Origin of the sequence: Agrobacterium sp. CCNWLW32, from assembly GCF_037083425.1 — a bacterium.
Classification (GTDB): domain Bacteria; phylum Pseudomonadota; class Alphaproteobacteria; order Rhizobiales; family Rhizobiaceae; genus Agrobacterium; species Agrobacterium radiobacter.
Window position 1 is genome coordinate 181203 of record NZ_JBAOJM010000008.1, and the last position, 16011, is coordinate 197213.

At 62.2% G+C, this 16011-nt stretch carries 10 protein-coding genes; 2 read left to right on the forward strand and 8 right to left on the reverse strand.

Annotation, left to right across the window (positions count from 1 at the left end; genetic code table 11):
• Window positions 1-15: 15 nt before the first annotated feature.
• The 4 genes from dhbA to V6R85_RS17810 form a co-directional block, all read right to left on the reverse strand.
• On the reverse strand, window positions 16-771 hold the full coding sequence (gene dhbA, locus V6R85_RS17795; RefSeq protein ID WP_129565631.1) for a 2,3-dihydro-2,3-dihydroxybenzoate dehydrogenase: 756 nt from the start codon (window positions 769-771) through the stop codon (window positions 16-18).
• A gap of 13 nt (window positions 772-784) precedes the next feature.
• Complete coding sequence (locus tag V6R85_RS17800; protein ID WP_129565630.1) at window positions 785-1654, reverse strand: isochorismatase; 870 nt, start codon at window positions 1652-1654, stop codon at window positions 785-787.
• Between the two features lie 90 nt (window positions 1655-1744).
• Entirely contained in the window at window positions 1745-3370 is a 1626-nt protein-coding gene (locus V6R85_RS17805; RefSeq protein ID WP_129565629.1) for a (2,3-dihydroxybenzoyl)adenylate synthase, read from the reverse strand.
• 18 nt (window positions 3371-3388) lie between these two features.
• On the reverse strand, window positions 3389-4564 hold the full coding sequence (locus V6R85_RS17810) for an isochorismate synthase (protein ID WP_129565628.1): 1176 nt from the start codon (window positions 4562-4564) through the stop codon (window positions 3389-3391).
• 81 nt (window positions 4565-4645) lie between these two features.
• Here V6R85_RS17810 and V6R85_RS17815 point away from each other — a divergent pair, with 81 nt between their 5' ends.
• Window positions 4646-9103, forward strand: a complete 4458-nt coding sequence (locus tag V6R85_RS17815) for an amino acid adenylation domain-containing protein (RefSeq protein ID WP_336377104.1) — start codon at window positions 4646-4648, stop codon at window positions 9101-9103.
• Between the two features lie 61 nt (window positions 9104-9164).
• Window positions 9165-10511: a condensation domain-containing protein gene (locus V6R85_RS17820; protein WP_020809016.1), complete on the forward strand. Its 1347-nt coding sequence runs from the start codon at window positions 9165-9167 to the stop codon at window positions 10509-10511.
• A gap of 301 nt (window positions 10512-10812) precedes the next feature.
• On the opposite strand, the gene V6R85_RS17825 is transcribed toward V6R85_RS17820, so the two are convergent.
• From V6R85_RS17825 to V6R85_RS17840, 4 genes are all read right to left on the reverse strand, one after another.
• Entirely contained in the window at window positions 10813-13641 is a 2829-nt protein-coding gene (locus tag V6R85_RS17825) for a condensation domain-containing protein (RefSeq protein ID WP_111821091.1), read from the reverse strand.
• Window positions 13642-13703: 62 nt separating this feature from the next.
• Window positions 13704-13982, reverse strand: coding sequence for a phosphopantetheine-binding protein (locus V6R85_RS17830; protein WP_112357209.1), 279 nt, complete (start codon window positions 13980-13982; stop codon window positions 13704-13706).
• Window positions 13975-14814, reverse strand: a complete 840-nt coding sequence (locus V6R85_RS17835; RefSeq protein ID WP_020809013.1) for a siderophore-interacting protein — start codon at window positions 14812-14814, stop codon at window positions 13975-13977. Before V6R85_RS17835 ends, V6R85_RS17830 begins: the two co-directional genes overlap by 8 nt.
• Before the next feature lie 222 nt (window positions 14815-15036).
• A complete protein-coding gene (locus V6R85_RS17840) occupies window positions 15037-15990 on the reverse strand; it encodes an ABC transporter substrate-binding protein (protein WP_020809012.1) in 954 nt (317 codons plus the stop codon).
• Between the last annotated feature and the right edge of the window lie 21 nt (window positions 15991-16011).

Below are 16011 nucleotides of genomic sequence, written 5' to 3' on the forward strand. Positions count from 1 at the left end.
TCCAACGGCTCGAATTTAAGCCGCAAGCGTGGCGCCGCCATCAACCACGATCTGCTGCATCGTCACATGCCCGGCCTGATCGGAGGCGAGAAACAGCACCGTATCGGCGATATCATCAGGCCTTGCGATCTTGCCGAGCGGAATGCCGAGCTTGAACTGCTCGGGCAGGCCGGCGACCAGCCGTTCCTTGCCGGCGGGATCGCCCAACATGCCGGCAAGCATCGGCGTATCGGTGGAGCCCGGTGAAACGACGTTGCAGCGCACGCCATAGGGTGCAAGCTCAAGGGCGGCGCAATGGCTGAGGCTGACCAGCGCCGCCTTGGAGGCGCAATAGGCCATCATGCCGATGCGTGGCACGACGGCGGCATTGGAGCCGACATTGACGATCGCACCGCGCCGCTGCCGTTTGAAGATGCTGCTCCATTGCCGCAGCATATAAAACGGTCCCGCTGCATTGACGTCCATGCAGGCTTTCCAGTCCGCAGGCGTCAGGCTTTCGCTGTCGCCGAGCCGCAAGATGCCGGCGGCGTTGACCAGGATATCGAGCCCGCCCCATTCGCTTTCGATTGCCTTGCAGGCCGTCTCCACCGCCGTCGCGTCGGTGATGTCGAGCGCGATCTGGCGGAAGGGCGCTTCCGTCGTTCTTGCCAGAAGGTCGAGGCCGATGACCTCGGCCCCTTCCTCGATGAAACGTTCGGCGATGCGGCGGCCGATGCCCTGGGCCGTGCCCGTCACCAGCACACGCCGCCCGGTAAATCTCTGTTGCGTCATCTTTTTCGTCCGCTCAGGCTGCGAGCCGCTTTTCTTCGATCAGCGCCCACCAGGCGGAAAGTGTGGGTACACGCGCAAGCTCGTCAAAACCGACGGTGACACCGCGTTCCTTCAGCTCGCCGGCAAGCTTCATCACCTGCAGCGAATCCAGCCCGTAGAAGATCAGGTTCTCGTCGGGGTCGATATCGCTTTCATCCTCCACCATTTGCAGGACGCGGGCTTTCAGCCATTCGCTGATATCGGTGGCTTCTCCCGCGCCGACAAGGCTTGCGGTGTCGATCACCACGCCGCAGCGTGTCGCCACATATTGCAGCGCCATGCGGTGTTCGGCTTCCGAGAAATCGGCAACGCCGTCACCGATCATGAAGGGCTGAATATCCTTCATGAAGGCTTCCACCGCCGTCATCATGCAGCCGATATGGGCGTAAACGCCACCGACGATGATCTGGTCGCGGCCCCAGCCCTTCATGCGCTCAGTAAGGTCGGAACGCTGGAAGGCGCTGTAGCGCCATTTGGTCAGCACCACGTCGTCAGGCGTCGGGGCGAGCTTATCCACGACCTTCTGCAGTTCGGGGTCGACGACGGTGAGGCCCGGTCCCCACATATCATTGAGGAGCGCACGGTCGCCAGGCGGCTGGTCATGCGGCTGGGCGGTATAGATAACAGGTACGCCGTTCTGAACCGCCCAAGCCTTCACCTTTGCGAGATTGTCGATGAGGGTGGTCATCAGCTTGCCGTCGGCCTCATAAAACCGCAGGAAATAACGCTGCATGTCGTGGATGAGGAGTACGGCGCGTTTCGCATCGGGCTGCCATTTTGTCTTGTTGGCCGGAAAGCTTGCGGCGACCGGCATCGGATAGTCGGAAATGCTGGGGATTGTCATGATGACCTCGGTGGTTTGCTGCGCCAGGGGCGCTTAATCTCGGGTTTCGGGACGCTCTTTTTGAGCGTCCCCCTTTGTTTGTGCCGCGTGTCAGGCGCTGATGGCGGCGGGTGTCACAAGCAGGTCGCGCAGACGTTTCTTGTCGATCTTGCCAACGGCGGTGAGCGGCATGGCCTCGATGAAACGGACGCGATCCGGCAACTTGTAATCGGCGACGCCGAGACCGGCGAGATGCTGGCGGATGGCCGGCGCCTTGAGCGCGGGATTGCGGGAAACGACGAAGACGCAGCTCTTTTCGCCGAGCAGTTCGTCCTGCATCGCCACGAGTGCTGCATGGGTGACGTCCGGATGCCGCAGGATAAGGTTTTCGACCTCCTCCGAAGCGACCTTTTCGCCACCGCGATTGATCTGGTCCTTCACCCGGCCGACGACCCGGAGATAACCTTCGGGCGTGCGCTGCACGACATCGCCGGAATAATAGAACCCATCCCTGTCGAAGACCCGGGCGCTATGTTCGGGCGCGCGGTAATAGCCCCGGAACGTATAGGGGCCACGGGTCGCCAGCATGCCGGCTTCGCCCTCGGGCACGTCGTTGCCGTCCTCGTCGACGATGCGGATCTCGTCATCCGGGCTGATCGGCCTCCCTTGCGTGGTGAAAACGATATGGTCGGGATCACCGGCGCGGGTGTAGTTCACCAGCCCTTCCGCCATGCCGAATACCTGCTGCAGGTCGCAGCCCAGCACTTCTGGCACCTGGCGGGCCAGGGCTTCGGCAAAGCTTGCGCCGCCGACCTGCAGGAGCTTGAGGGATTTCAGCCGTTCACGATGGGCGGGTGCAGCCTGCAGCCACAGCGCCACGGCCGGCGGCACCAGCGGCACCATGTCGATCTCGTGTTTTTCGATGAGATCGAAGCAGGCAAGCGGCTCCGGATTGGCGGCCATGACCACGGTGCCGCCGGCGTGGAAAACGCCGAGCGCGCCGGGCGAGCTCATCGGGTAATTATGCGCCACCGGAATGGCGCAAAGGAAACGGGTCTCAGGCGAGAGTTCGCAAATCTCCGCGCTGGCCCGGGCGCTGTAATCATAGTCGTTGTGCGTCCTCGGGATCAGTTTCGGGGTTCCGGTGCTGCCGCCGGAAAGCTGGAACAACGCCACCTCGTCTGACGCCGAAGGGGCGTAGGCGGGCGGGTTTTCGGCGGAATTGGCAAGCATCCGCTCAAGGCTGCGCTGCGGATCCGCTTCGCCGAGCAGCAGGGTCACCGCAAGCTTCGGGGAGACTGCTTTCAGCGTCTCCACAAATGCGTCATCGGCGAAAAGCTCGTGGCTGCGCGAGGCAATCACCAGCTTCGGTGCAATCTGCTCCGCATAGGAGGTCATTTCCAGCCGGCGATGGCTGAAAAGTGCGTTGACGGGGGCTGCGCCGATTTTCATCAGCGCGAAAAAGACGAGATAAAACTCGGCGATGTTAGGCAATTGCACTAGCGCAGTGTCACCTTTGCCAACGCCCGCGGCGGAGAGATGTCCGGCAAGATTGGAGGATTGCCGGTCGAGATCGGCATAGCTGAAGCGGCGGTCGCCGCAGATCAGCGCCGTCGCATCCGGCCGGCGCTCCACCTGTTCGGTGAGGATGCCGCTCAGCGGCCGGTCGGTCCAGTAGCCGCGTTCGCGGTATCGGCGAACGAAATCCTCGGGCCAGCGTTCAAATTCGATTGTCATGGTTCGTTCCTGGGAAAATTAGGCAGAAAGACCGCAGGCGTTCAGCATGGTCTTGAGTTTGGTCTGCACCTCGGCCCATTCGGATTCGGGCTCCGAGGCCTCCACGATGCCGGCGCCGGCGAAGAGCCGCACTGTTTCCCGCTGCACGGTGCCGCAACGGATGGTCACCACCCATTCGCCATTGCCTTCAGAATCCGTCCAGCCGACCATGCCGGTGAAGAGCCCGCGCTCGAAAGGCTCGACGAAGCAGATGAGGCGATGGGCGCGCTCGGTGGGGAAGCCGCAGACGGCCGGTGTGGGGTGCAGCAGGCAAGCAAGCTGCAGCGCATTGGTCTCGGGATCGGCAAGGCGGCCTTCGATACGCGTTGAAAGATGCCAGAGTGCAGCGGTGTTGATGAGGGAGGGTTTTTCAGGAACATCGAGTTCGACGCAGACCGGTGAAAGCAGCGAGCGGATATCCTCGATCACCAGGCTGTGCTCGTAATGGTCCTTTTCGGATGCCGAGAGCCGATCCGCATTGGCCTTGTCCGCCGCCGGATCAACCATGCGTTTTGCGGATCCCGCCAGCGGGTTCGAGATGATTTTCCCGCCCTGCTTGCGGATCAGGAGTTCCGGGCTGACGCCGATCAGGTCGCCGCCATCGGGAAGCGGAATGCGGAACTGGTAACCTTCGCGGTTCTGCTTGGCGAGGCTCGCCAGCAATCTTTCGACATCCACCTCGGAGGCGAAAGTCAGTTCGCGCATGACCGAAAGCACCGCCTTGCGGACTTCGGAATGACGGAAATTGACGATGGCATGCTCGACGGCACGCTTGAAACCGGTCTCGTCCGGCAGGCTGTTCTGACCGATAAGCGCCGGCATGGCCGAATCGGCGACGATCGGCGCGGCATCCCTTGAATTCCATTCATGGTTGTATGGAATATACAGGCATGAAGGTTCACTGACATCGAAGGGGATTGCGCCGATGGCGATGGGGTTCTGCTCGCCGTCCCGGCGCGCACGCTCGAAGGCGCCGGCCAGTGCCTGCTGCAGCGGGCTCGATATGTCTTCGCCGCCACGGGCGGGAATCGCGATCCTTTCGCGAATGCCCCTGGCGCGTAATTGCCCGCTGCCGGAAGTAAACAGAAATTCTCTATTAAATTCAGTAATTTCGTCGGATTCGACGTCATTCGTCCTGAGTGCTCCCGTTTTCATGGGATGCCTCCTGTGCGAGTGGTTGACGATGGCTTATACTTGAGTATGCTAATCATGTTTTGTCAACCGGTTCAAACTCACATGCTAAATTTAACCCCGATGCAGGTGGCCTATTGGGTCGGCCGCGAGGCGGATGGAATACTCGGGAAAGTTACGCCCCATCTTTACCTCGAATTCGAGGGGCAGGCGGTGGATGCGGAAAAACTGGCCGTTGCCGTCGAAAGTCTCTGCCGGCGTCATCCCATGCTGAGCCTCCGTATCGACGCGGAAGGGCGTCAGTCCGTCGATCCTGTCGGCCGGCCGCTCCGCCTTGATGTGGAAGACATGACCGCGCTTGATTCGGAGGCGCTTGCGCGCCGTCTTGAGACGAAACGCGAGAAGTGGAGCCATCGCGGGGCTGATCTTCGTGCTGCCGCACCGGCGGCGATTTCGCTCAGCCTGTTGCCGGAAGGGCGTTGCCGTCTGCATGTGGACACCGATATGCTGGCCATCGATCCGGCCAGCGTGCGGATCGTGATGGAAGACCTTGCCCGCTTCTACGAGACGGCGGCAGGCGTAGACAAAACACAGACGTTCGAATCAGTCCCCCCGTCGTTTTTCGACTGGGCGGAACGGCTTGCGTCCGATCCTGACTTGAGGGGCCGGCGCGAAAGGGACCGTTTATGGTGGCGGCAACGGCTTGCCGATGTTCCGGACGCTCCGCCGCTGCCGTTTCTGCCCGATGACCCCTCGCGCGCCGTTCGCACGGACCGGCTCGCCACAATGCTCTCAGCGGCTGAGCGCGGCAGTCTGGAGCGGACGGCGCGGCGCTGCTCCGTGACGCCATCGACCCTTCTGCTCGGCGTTTTCGCGGTGGCTCTGTCGCAGGCGGCGGGGGCGGAGAAATTCCGGCTTTCCGTGCCGGGTTTCTGGCGCGCGCCGCTGGTGCAAGGGGTCGATGAGATCGTCGGCGAATTTTCCAACGTGCTCGTGCTCGGCGTGGAAATCAGGCCTGAAGAAAGCGTCGAGGCGCTGCTCGGCCGGCTGTTCGATGAAATGAACGGCCTTCTCGCGCACCAGTCCTATCCGGGCGTCAGCGTCATGCGCGATCTTTCCCGCCAGCGCGGTGATTTGCAGACCTCGCCGGTAGTCTTTACCGCCGGAGTCGATCTTCCGGGCGGAGAGCTGTTTTCGGAACGCGTCGGGCGGTTGTTCGGCCCGATGGTCCACACCGTCTCGCAGGGGCCGGGCGTCGCGCTGGATGCGCAGGTGGCGGCTGTGGATGGCGGCCTGCTGATCAACTGGGACGTGCGGCTCGATGCGCTGCCGGAGAGCTGGCTGCGCGCTTTGTTCGAAACCTACGTCGCTCTTCTCCGCCGGCTCGCGGAAAGCCCCGATCTTACTTCTGCAAGGGTGAAGCGATTGGTCGCACGGCAGCCGGAAGCGGCAGCCGAGGCAAAAGGAAAACCCATGGAACGTCCACTCTCACCCCTGCAACAGGCCTATCTGCTCGGGCGCGGCACCCATCTGCCGCTCAGCGGTGTGGCGATGCAGGAGTTCCGCGAATATCGCGGCAATATCGACCCGGAACTGTTGCAGTCGCGCCTTGCCGCAATGGTCGGGAGACATGAAAGCCTGCGTACCCGCATCGATGAGCGGCGTCTGGTGCAGATCGTCTCCGACGAGCCGAAGATCAATCTCGATCGTGTCGATCTTTCGGCCCTGTCTGTTCCGGAAGCCGAGGCAAGGATCGAGGCGGCGCAACGGGATTTTTCCCATGCACATTTCGATCTCGCAGCCTCGCCATGGCAGGTCACGATCTTCCATATGCCGGATACCGGGACGGCGGGGCATAAAGTTGTCGTCTTCCTGCGTTTCGACGCGCTTATCCTTGATGGGCGGGCCATTGCCAGCCTTGCGGCGGAACTCTTCGATGGCGTCCTGCCGCCAGAAACCGCCGCCACGATCGGAACGCCGAAGGAGGACATCGCGGCGGCCCGCGCCGGGGACGCTGCCTATTGGGCGGACAAGCTGAAAGATGCCGAGGTGCCCTCGCAACTGCCGTGGAAAGCACCGCTCGAAACCATTCCCGCATCGCGTTACAGCCGCCAGAGCCTGCTCGTCGAAAAGCAGCGCTTCATCGCCTTTTCGCGGATCGGCGCGAAAGAGCGGCTGTTCAAGAATTCGGCGCTGACGGCGGTGATCCTCGATGTGCTCTCACTCTGGCTCAATGAGGGCGCTCTTGTCGTCGGCATTCCCGTTGCGCCGCAGGTGGAAGGGGCCTTCGCCAACCGCTCGAGCTTCATCGCCGTCCAATGGGATGCAGCCAAGGGCAGCTTTGCGGAGCGGGCGGCAGGCCTGCAGACGGATGTGCTTGATGGGCTGAACCATCTGGCTTTTTCGGGCATCGATCTCAATCGCGTGCTTCTGAATGCCAATCCGGGCGGGCTTGCTTTGCCCGTCGTGATTACCAACGGCCTTACCTGGCCGACGCTCTCACCCGAATCGGAGATGCGATGGGTGGGTGGGCTTACGCAGACGCCGCAGGTGGCGATGGATTTCCGCTTTTCGCAGAATCCGCAGGGCGATCTTGTCCTCGATATAGACTATGCGGAGCAGGCGATCGATGCGGCGATGGTGGCGGATATTCTCGCAGCCATCGAGCGTGCGATTGCCGGGATCGCGGATAGCGGCGCTTTCTCCTTCAATAGACGCGATATTGTCGACCTGTCCCATTACAGGCTGAATGGTGACGAGCGCAGCTTCGTCTGCCCGCCATTTCTGGAGCGGATTGCCGGCCATCTTTTCGAGGGTGACCCAGCACGCACGGCACTTGTCAGCGGCAAACGGCGCATCGCTTATGGCGAACTCGGTCAGATGGTGGCAGGGGCGATGGCGGGCCTCAAGGCGCGCGGCATCGGCCGGGGCGATGTCGTGGCCGTATGCCTGCCGCGCAGTCCCGAACATACGGCCATCACGCTCGCCGCAGCATTTATGGGAGCGGTCTGGGCGCCGGTCGATGCCGGCTCGCCGGAAGATCGCCTGCGCTACCTGCTGACCAATTGCCGCCCGGCCGTCATCGTCGCCCGCAGCGTCCCGCAAGGTTTCGACGCTGTCGATCCGGCGGAGCTTCTGTCCGTGCCCGCACCGGCTGGTGCGCCAGTTACCATGGCTGACGTAGCAGCACTCTCCGGAAGCGAGGAGCCTGCCTATTATCTCTACACGTCGGGCACGACAGGCAAACCGAAATGCGTCGTGCTTTCCAACCGCGCCACGGCCAATGTCATCGGCAGCACGCTTGCGGAATGGGCGGTGACGGAGGGTGACGTGTTCATGTCAGTCACCCCGCTGCATCACGACATGTCCGTCTTCGATGTTTTCGGCGCGCTTGTCGCCGGGGCGACGCTGGTGCTGCCGGAACCCGGCGAGGAAAAGGATGCGGTGCGCTGGAATGAGTTGGTGGCTGAACATGGCGTCACGCTCTGGTGCTCGGTGCCGGCCATCCTCGAAATGCTTCTCTCCTGCCGCCGTGGTGACCAGCTCTCTTCGCTCCGGCTCGTGGCGCAGGGCGGCGATTACATCAAGCCCGTGATTATCGAAGAGCTTCGCAGGCTGAAGTCCGATCTGCGGCTGATATCGCTCGGCGGGCCGACGGAAACGACGATCTGGAGCATCTGGCACGAGATCGTTGCGGAAGATATCGCGGCCGTGCCCTATGGCCACCCGCTGCCCGCCAATCGATATTTCGTCCTTAACGATCAGGGCGAGCATTGCCCGGCCGGTGTCGTTGGCCGCATCCACACGGCGGGCGTGAATGTGGCGATCGGCTATCTCGAAGATGGCGCGATTACCCAGACGGATTTCGTGACGGTCAACGATCCCGAGGGAAAGCCGGTGCGCGCCTTCCGCACCGGAGACCGTGGCCGCTACCGGCCGGATGGCAAGATCATGTTTGCAAGCCGCGTCAATGGCTACGTCAAGGTGCGCGGCGTGCGCGTTTCGCTGCCGGATGTGGAAAACGAGCTGATCCGCCATCCTTCCATCCAGCGCGTTCTGGTGGTGGATTACGGTGTCGAGCAAAAGGGCGAGGCGGCCATCGGTGTGCTCTACGTCGTTTCGTCCGGCCTCGAGCTCTCCACCGCCGATCTGCGCAATTTTGCCCGGGGCCATCTGCCGGAATCGCATGTGCCCGGCCGGTTTCTCAAGGTCGACGATCTGCCGCTCTCGGCCAATGGCAAGCCGGATCGCCGTCGCGCCCGCGAATTGCTGACCGGCGCGACGGGTGGTGTGGAACCGGCAAAAATCTCCGCCCCTGTGGCTCCCGCCGCCGATCAGGGCGACCGCCGGGTGCTGGATATCTATCTTGGCGTGCTGGGTAAAAAACCGGCGAATGTGGATGCGAACAGCGACCTGCTGGCGCTCGGTCTTTTGCCTTCGCATCTGAAGATCGTTTCGGCTGAAATCCGCACTGCCTTCGGCGTGGAACTGACGCCGCAGCAGCTTCTGCGGTGCCGCAATGCCAGACAGGTGACCTCGCTTTTGGCCGCCCGGGCGGCGTGAACCCAAATCATTTCGGGCGGGATTTCGCGCCCGATAACAGGAATTGTTCAAGGAAAAACAGATGGCGCATATCGATCCTGCCGGCGACTGGCTTCCACTGACGCAGCCGCAACTCGATTTCTGGGAGGAGTTTTCCTTCCATCCCGACGAGCCGGTTTCCACCGTCGCCCATTACATCGATCTTTCCGGTGCGGTGAACGAAAGCGCGCTCCTTCAGGCAATTACACGCACCGTGCGCGAGTCCGAAGTCCTGTCGATCCGTTTTCGTATCGGCGACGATGGCGAGACACCGCAGCAATGCTGCGATCCAAGCCATGCCCCGGTGGTGGAACTAATCGACCTGCGCACCAGTCCCGCTCCCCTGGAAGAGGCGCTGCGGCGCATGAACGCGGATGTGGAAGCAAGGCTTGATCTCAGAACCGACAGGCTCTCTGCGCAGCTGCTCTATCGCATCGCGGATGACCGCTATCTCTGGTACATCCGCGCCCATCATATCGTCGTGGATGGTTATGGCCTGACGCTGGTCGAGCAGCGCTGCGGACAGCTTTACGGGCACTATTGCGGCAAGGGCGAAGCGGGTCCGGATTTCCACCCCTTCGGTGATTTCCTTGCCGAAGAGGATGCCTATAAGCAAAGCCGGCGTTTCGAGAAGGACCGTGATTTCTGGGCGGCCTATCTCGCCGCACCCGCCGATCTGCCGGTGCTGGACAAGGATTGCGAGGACTATGGCGGCGGCGGCCTGCATGCCGATGCGGCCTTGCCGCAGGGGTTCAGCACGCGGTTGCAGCAGGTGGCGGGTGCAATGGAGATCGGCTGGCCGGATCTTCTGGTGCTGCTCTCAGGCCTTTATCTCCACCGTGTCCTGCCGCGTCCGGATCGCAATGTGCTGACCTTGTGGCTGCCTTTCATGAGCCGCTGGGGCAGCGTCGGCGCGCATATGCCGGCGATGCTTGTCAATATCCTCCCCTTCCATCTCACCATCGAGTCGGGCGAGAGCCTCGGTGCATTTCTGAGGCGCAACGCCACCAATCTGCGCAAGCAGCGTCTGCATGGCCGCTACCGCATCGAGCAGATCGCCGCCGATCGGGAAATCCCTAAGGGCCGGCGCTTCTTCTTCTCGCCGCTCATCAATGTCCTTCCCTTCAGCGCACCGGTCTTTGCCGGGCTCGTCGTTATCAGGCACATTCTTGCCAATGGTCCCGGCGACGGGTTCAATCTTACCTTCCGCGGCGAAGATGACGGCAGCGAACTGAACCTGCATATCGATGCGGATTCGGCGCTGACGCAAGAGGAGGATTTCGCCCGCTACCGTGAGGAACTGCCATTGTTCCTCGATGCCATGCTGCGCGAGGAGGCGCTGACGCTTGCGGCGGCGGAGGCGTCCACGGCATTCCGTCTGGCGGTCTGAGGGGGGACTGTGGGCGGATGCCAGGCCGGCTTCGGGGTGTGAGGCTGGACATGCGTTATCGATAATGACGAAAAATCCGTGTTCCGTCATGCCGGACTAGATCCGGCATCCAGCCACGGCGCGTCTGCGCCGTGAAAGGACTTTTTGGCGATCAGGACTTGATCGCACTGGACCCCGGACCACGCCCGGGGTAACGGCGTGCGGATGCAGGGCGCGCGCCAATACATTCTCAGCAGCACTCATAGGTAAAAATAACCCGGCTCCGCCAGGCGAAGCCGGATTTTCCTTGCCCAAGTCCGGTTCAGGCGAGTGTCGTCAGCACGCGGCTCGAAGCGCCGGCTTCGGCAAAACGGCTGAAGACACCGCTGGTGGTGTTGCGCAGCCGCTCGACATCGTCAGGGCCGTAACGATCGGAGCGATAGCTCATCAGCACGCGAATGGAGCGCTCGCCGCCTATCGTCTCTTCCATCACCTCGAATTGCAGTCCCAGCATGGATTCGTGCTTGTCAGGGTCGATCTGGCGGAACTCCACCGGCTTGCCATCCGGCCCGGCGAGGGTGCCGTTCAGCTTGTTCTTGGCGTGGATCTGGATGAAGACCTCGAACAGATGATCACGGCCCGGCGTCATGCCCAGCGCTTCCTCGACGAGATCGATCGGGATTTCGCTGTGTTCCAGCGAACCGTTGATGGTGTTCTTCACCGAAGAAATCAGTTCGCCGATGGTCATGGTCTCGCCGAAACGCACACGATGGGCGACGACAGTGGTGAAATAACCGATCGTATCGAAATAACCGCTGTCCGTGCGGCCCGAAGCCGAGGTGCCGACCACAAGATCGCTCAACCCGCCGAGATGGCGCAGCGATGCGGCAATTGCGGCATAGACCACGTTGAACAGCGAGGCGCTGTTCTGCCTGGCAATGGCGTAAAGCCCGTCGCTGACATGTTTTTCCAGCTTGAACTCGATCCAGCCGCCTGCCGGGGCTTCATCCTGCGACGCCTCGTGCGGCGTGCCATCCTGTCCGTTGAGGGTAAGGCCTTTCGGCGCATCCCGCAGCATGTCCGTCCAGTAGGCAAGATGGCCGGCATTCACACCTGACGCGACCTGTTTTCTCGCAAATTCATGGAAGGGCGCCGGCCTGGTCGCAAAGACCGGGGCCTTGCCCGCAGCCCTTGCCCTGTAGGCCTCGGTCAGCTCGTCCATCATCAGGTTCACCGACCATTCGTCCAGCACGATGTGATGGAAGAGGAAGGAAAGCACCTGGCGGCCGGTCTGCGCATCCCGCAGGAAGCGTAGGCGCATCGGCAGTTCACGCGCAAGATCGAATCGCCAGCCGGCCTCCGCGTGCCGGTCGACACCTTGGCTTTCCTCGCTGGTCCAGAACCATTTGTAACCGGGCAGATCATGCATCGGCACGATCTTCTGCAGAACCGTATCGTTTTCGACGTAGAAATGGGTCCGCAGGCCGGGATGGCGCTCGATGATATCGAGGAAGGCACATTCGAAGGCATTCTCATCCACGGGATCGCGGAAATCGAGCGCGAAGGGAATGTTGAAGATTTCGCCGAAACCGAAGGCGGCATAGGCCTTCCAGAGCGACATCTGCGCCAGCGAGAGCGGCGCAGTCAGAGAGCCGTTCGCCGTAGCCTCGGCCTGCGCAGGTGCGGCGGTTTCAAGCCGGGTCGCCTGTTTTGCGAGCGAGGCGGCGGTCGGGTAGCTGAAGAGATCGTTGAAGCGCAGCTCGATGCCGTGATTGGCGAGAAGACGCCCGATGATACGGGTGGCGATCAGCGAATGGCCGCCGAAATCGAAGAAATCGTCATCCGGTCCCATGTCGGGCGAGACGAGCGCTTCACGGAATTCGGTAAGGATTGTCGCGGCGGTGTCGTCGTTCTGACCGGAAGCGGCGGGCGAAAGGGCTGCCTGTTCCGATGCTGCCGCGGCGTTTTGAGGGACGATGCCGGAAAAATCCGCGCCGCCTTCAAGATGGCTGACGAAGCGCTCCAGCAGGAAGGCCGTCGCATGTGGCGATGTCTCCTTGCCACCCGTCAGTTCTAGGCGGATATCGCCAGTTGAGGTCGGACCGGTAGCAAGGGTCAGGCCGAGACCGGATTGCAGGGAGGGCAGGGGCAGGTGCTCAAACTGGAGGCCATGCTCCGATATGGCCTGAACGGGTGTCGCAAGCGCCTGCAGCGTGAAGGTGGCCGTTCCACCTTCATTGTCGTTTCGCTGTTCCAGCCCCGCCAGCACGGCCTTTTCAGCCTGTTCGGGCGATTGGCCGCGGGAGATCGCTACCCGTGCTGCGGCTTCAGCTGAAATCGGCATGGCAACGCCGGGCTGCAGGCGCAGGGTTACGGTCTCTGGACCACCGTTTTTTGTGAGGAAAAGGGCGAAACGCGAGCCGGCGCGGGCGAGAAGCGCATTCCCCGCCGTGGAACTGTTGAGGCCGAGCAGGGGTGCGGGAAGATCGACACCGTGGCTGTGGCTCGCCGGCCTGTCGATCCCGTTTTGCCGCAGCGCCACGACGGTCGAGCCGGAGGCCGGCCGTTGCAGCCAGCTGAGCGGAAGTGGGTCGACGCTGCCGTTTTCGACCGCGCGCGGCGAAAGCGGCTTTGGCGTCTCACCGGCATAGGCCGCCGTGATACCTTCCAGCAGGATCTGTGGCGAGAGGACTTCGCGGAGCAAGCCGTGGACCAGAAATGCCAGCAGGATTTCTCCTTCGCTCAAAAGCACGACGGCCTGAAACGGCGGGTCGGTTTCGGCATCGAAGGGTCTTGCCTGGAGGGCGTGCAGCAAGGTGAGGGCCTCGTCTGCCGAGGGAACATGCAGCAATTGCACGATGGATGCGGACGGGGCTTCGATGCTCTTGGCAAGAGTGCCGTCCTCGCCGAAGGCAAAGCGCGCACGCAGCTCGGGCCAGACCTCGCAAACCGTCTTCAGCGCCGAGGTCAGGCGCAGCAGATCGCATTCTTCACCGATGCGATAGGCGAGAAGCTGCCGGAAGACCTGATCAGGATCCTGAAACTGCTCGAACCAGACCCGTTCTTCGTATTGGCTCGGCGGGGCTGCGTTTCCCTTGTCGAAGGTTTCTTCGATGCGACGTGCGAGCACACGTGTATTGTCTGCTGCCATGGTCCTCTCCTTGGAAATATTCGGCGGCCGCCCTGGGAAAGCGGCTGATCTTTCTCGCGGGATCAATGTCCCGCGCGCGACCGTTCGATGAGCGCCTGCCAGGCGGCAAGCGTGGGCTGCCGGGCCAGATCGTCATAATCGAGCCGCGTCCCGGCAAGCTGTGAAAGCGGCGGCATCATGCGCATGAGGGCAAGCGAATGAAGCCCGCGGCCGAACAGGTTGTCCCCCGGTTCGATATCGCGCACCTCATCATCCAGAACCCTGGCGAGAAGGGCCTTGAGTTCCGTCATCATCGTTTTCGCTTCCAGCATGGCACCCGCCGCGATTACCGGTTCATTCATCGAAATGATCGTGAACGCCGCTGGCGCCGCGACGCCAGTAACCGGAAGCGCGAGTCCATTTGGGGTTGGCGCCGAACTCCTCGACCAGAAGGGCGCGAACCTCCTTTGCGGTCCTCGATTCGCAGGCGACCCAGCTGAAGAAGTCGCCCTTCGGCAGCTCCAGCTTGCGCAGCGCGCCCGCCAATGCATCGTGATCGGTTCCGTTTTCCGTCTTTTGCGTTACCCAGACAATCGAGGCGTCCGCCTTCGTCGTAAGTTCCAGCCGATCCGCATCCGTCTCGACCTCGATCAGCGCCACGACACGGGTACCCTCGGGCATTTCCTCCAGCCGCCGCGCCAGCGCGGGAAGGCCGGTATCGTCGGTAATCAGCAGATGCCAGTCATAGGTGAAGGGAACGGTGAAGGAGCCGCGTGGACCGGCGATCCATGCCTTGTCACCCACCTTTGCGGCTTTCGCCCAGTTGCTGGCGGGGCCGTCATGATGGGTGGCGAAATCGATGGCGAGTTCGCCTTTTTCGGCATCGAAGCTGCGCGGCGTGTAGTCGCGCGCCAGCGGGCGCGGCGCGCCTTCCGGGAATTCAATGCCGTTCGGGCCGATCACCGGCAGGCTCGGTTCGGTTTCGCCGGGCTGGGGGAAGAACATCTTGACGTGGTCGTCAAAACCGAGGCTCGCAAAGCCCTCCAGTTCCGGTCCGGTCAGGACGATGCGGACCATGGACCGGCTGAGCTTTTCGACGCGCGCGACATTGAGCGCGCGCAGCGCGACGGCGTGGCGATGGCGTTTGGGAGTGCGATCCGGTGTTGCGGAACCTATCGTTTCTGGCATGCTCATGCTGTTGTCTTTCCTGGGATATTGCCGATGGGGTCGGCGGTGTCGCAGTCCCGGATCGGCGGGCCGGACAATCGCGCGTCGGGATTTTTCCGGCACGCGATCCGGCGTCGTTGCGTCAAGATGCGCGAACCATAACAGGCGGTTTTCGCTGTCGCAATATAACTTTCTTCAAAAACTCAAGTTTATATCGCTGCGGATTCAAACTGCATTGCCGCCGACTGATCAGCGGCGACCGGCCCAGCTTTCGACCTCGTCCAACGTGTGCAAGGCGCTCGGAATGGAAGGCGTCGTGACCCTGGTGGAATCGAGGAAGACGATCCTTTTCTCGCGCGCCGGTTTTACGAAACGCTCCCAGCCGGGAATGATCTTTTCAAGTGCAGCGCGCGTTCCTGCCTCGCCGCGGACGGGGCTGGTATAGCTGTTCATCACGACAAGCAGATCGGGATTGAGCTTGCCGAAGGCATCGGCGCTGAGCGGCATCACCAGGGTCGAGCCCATTCCGCCCGAAGAGGCGGCGCTGTCGATTTTCAGCCGGGCATATCCCAGATCCTCCAGCGCCTGCACCGCGCCGGACATGTCGCCCACCGCATTGATCTGGTCGGTCAGCAGGATCGCCAGATAGGTCTTGCCTTTCGCCTCTTCGCCCAGCGCCTTTTTGACCGCGGCAAGCCTGGTGTCATAGGTCTTATGGCGCTCGGCGTAGACGTCGCTTCGCCCGACCAGAGCGGCAAGATCCTCCTCCACGCTGAAGCCATAGGCTTTGCCGGCGCTTGCCTTTTGCAGATAGACGGGTGCGACGGTGGAAAGCTGCGCGGCCTTGCCACTGTCCATTTCGGTGGCAACGATCAGGTCCGGTTGCAGCGCCCGCAGCTTTTCAAGGTCGATCTGGCCGACGGCGCCGAAACCTTTCGGTTTTGCGTGGCCTTCACCCAGAACCGTATCGATGAAATCGACGGCGGTTGCGAATTTGCCGTCGCTGTTGCGGCCATAGGCGCCGACCACATTGGCGCCGAGATCCATCAGCGGCACTCCCAAGAGCGGCTCGTGCATGACGACGATGCGTCGCGGCTTTTCCGGAACGGAGACGCTGCGGCCGGCGGCATCGGTTACACTGCGCTCGGCGGCGAGGCTTGTTCCGGCGGCCAGAATGGCGGCGATGAGGATGGCAATTCGCATGGCATTCCCTTTATTCGATAT

Coding starts and splice junctions, on each gene's coding strand:
- V6R85_RS17825 (WP_111821091.1), bottom strand. CDS start 13,641: ATGGCAGCAGACAATACACGTGTGCTCGCACGTCGCATCGAAGAAACC.
- V6R85_RS17835 (WP_020809013.1), bottom strand. CDS start 14,814: ATGAGCATGCCAGAAACGATAGGTTCCGCAACACCGGATCGCACTCCC.
- V6R85_RS17810 (WP_129565628.1), bottom strand. CDS start 4,564: ATGAAAACGGGAGCACTCAGGACGAATGACGTCGAATCCGACGAAATT.
- V6R85_RS17800 (WP_129565630.1), bottom strand. CDS start 1,654: ATGACAATCCCCAGCATTTCCGACTATCCGATGCCGGTCGCCGCAAGC.
- V6R85_RS17805 (WP_129565629.1), bottom strand. CDS start 3,370: ATGACAATCGAATTTGAACGCTGGCCCGAGGATTTCGTTCGCCGATAC.
- dhbA (WP_129565631.1), bottom strand. CDS start 771: ATGACGCAACAGAGATTTACCGGGCGGCGTGTGCTGGTGACGGGCACG.
- V6R85_RS17830 (WP_112357209.1), bottom strand. CDS start 13,982: ATGAATGAACCGGTAATCGCGGCGGGTGCCATGCTGGAAGCGAAAACG.
- V6R85_RS17840 (WP_020809012.1), bottom strand. CDS start 15,990: ATGCGAATTGCCATCCTCATCGCCGCCATTCTGGCCGCCGGAACAAGC.
- V6R85_RS17815 (WP_336377104.1), top strand. CDS start 4,646: ATGCTAAATTTAACCCCGATGCAGGTGGCCTATTGGGTCGGCCGCGAG.
- V6R85_RS17820 (WP_020809016.1), top strand. CDS start 9,165: ATGGCGCATATCGATCCTGCCGGCGACTGGCTTCCACTGACGCAGCCG.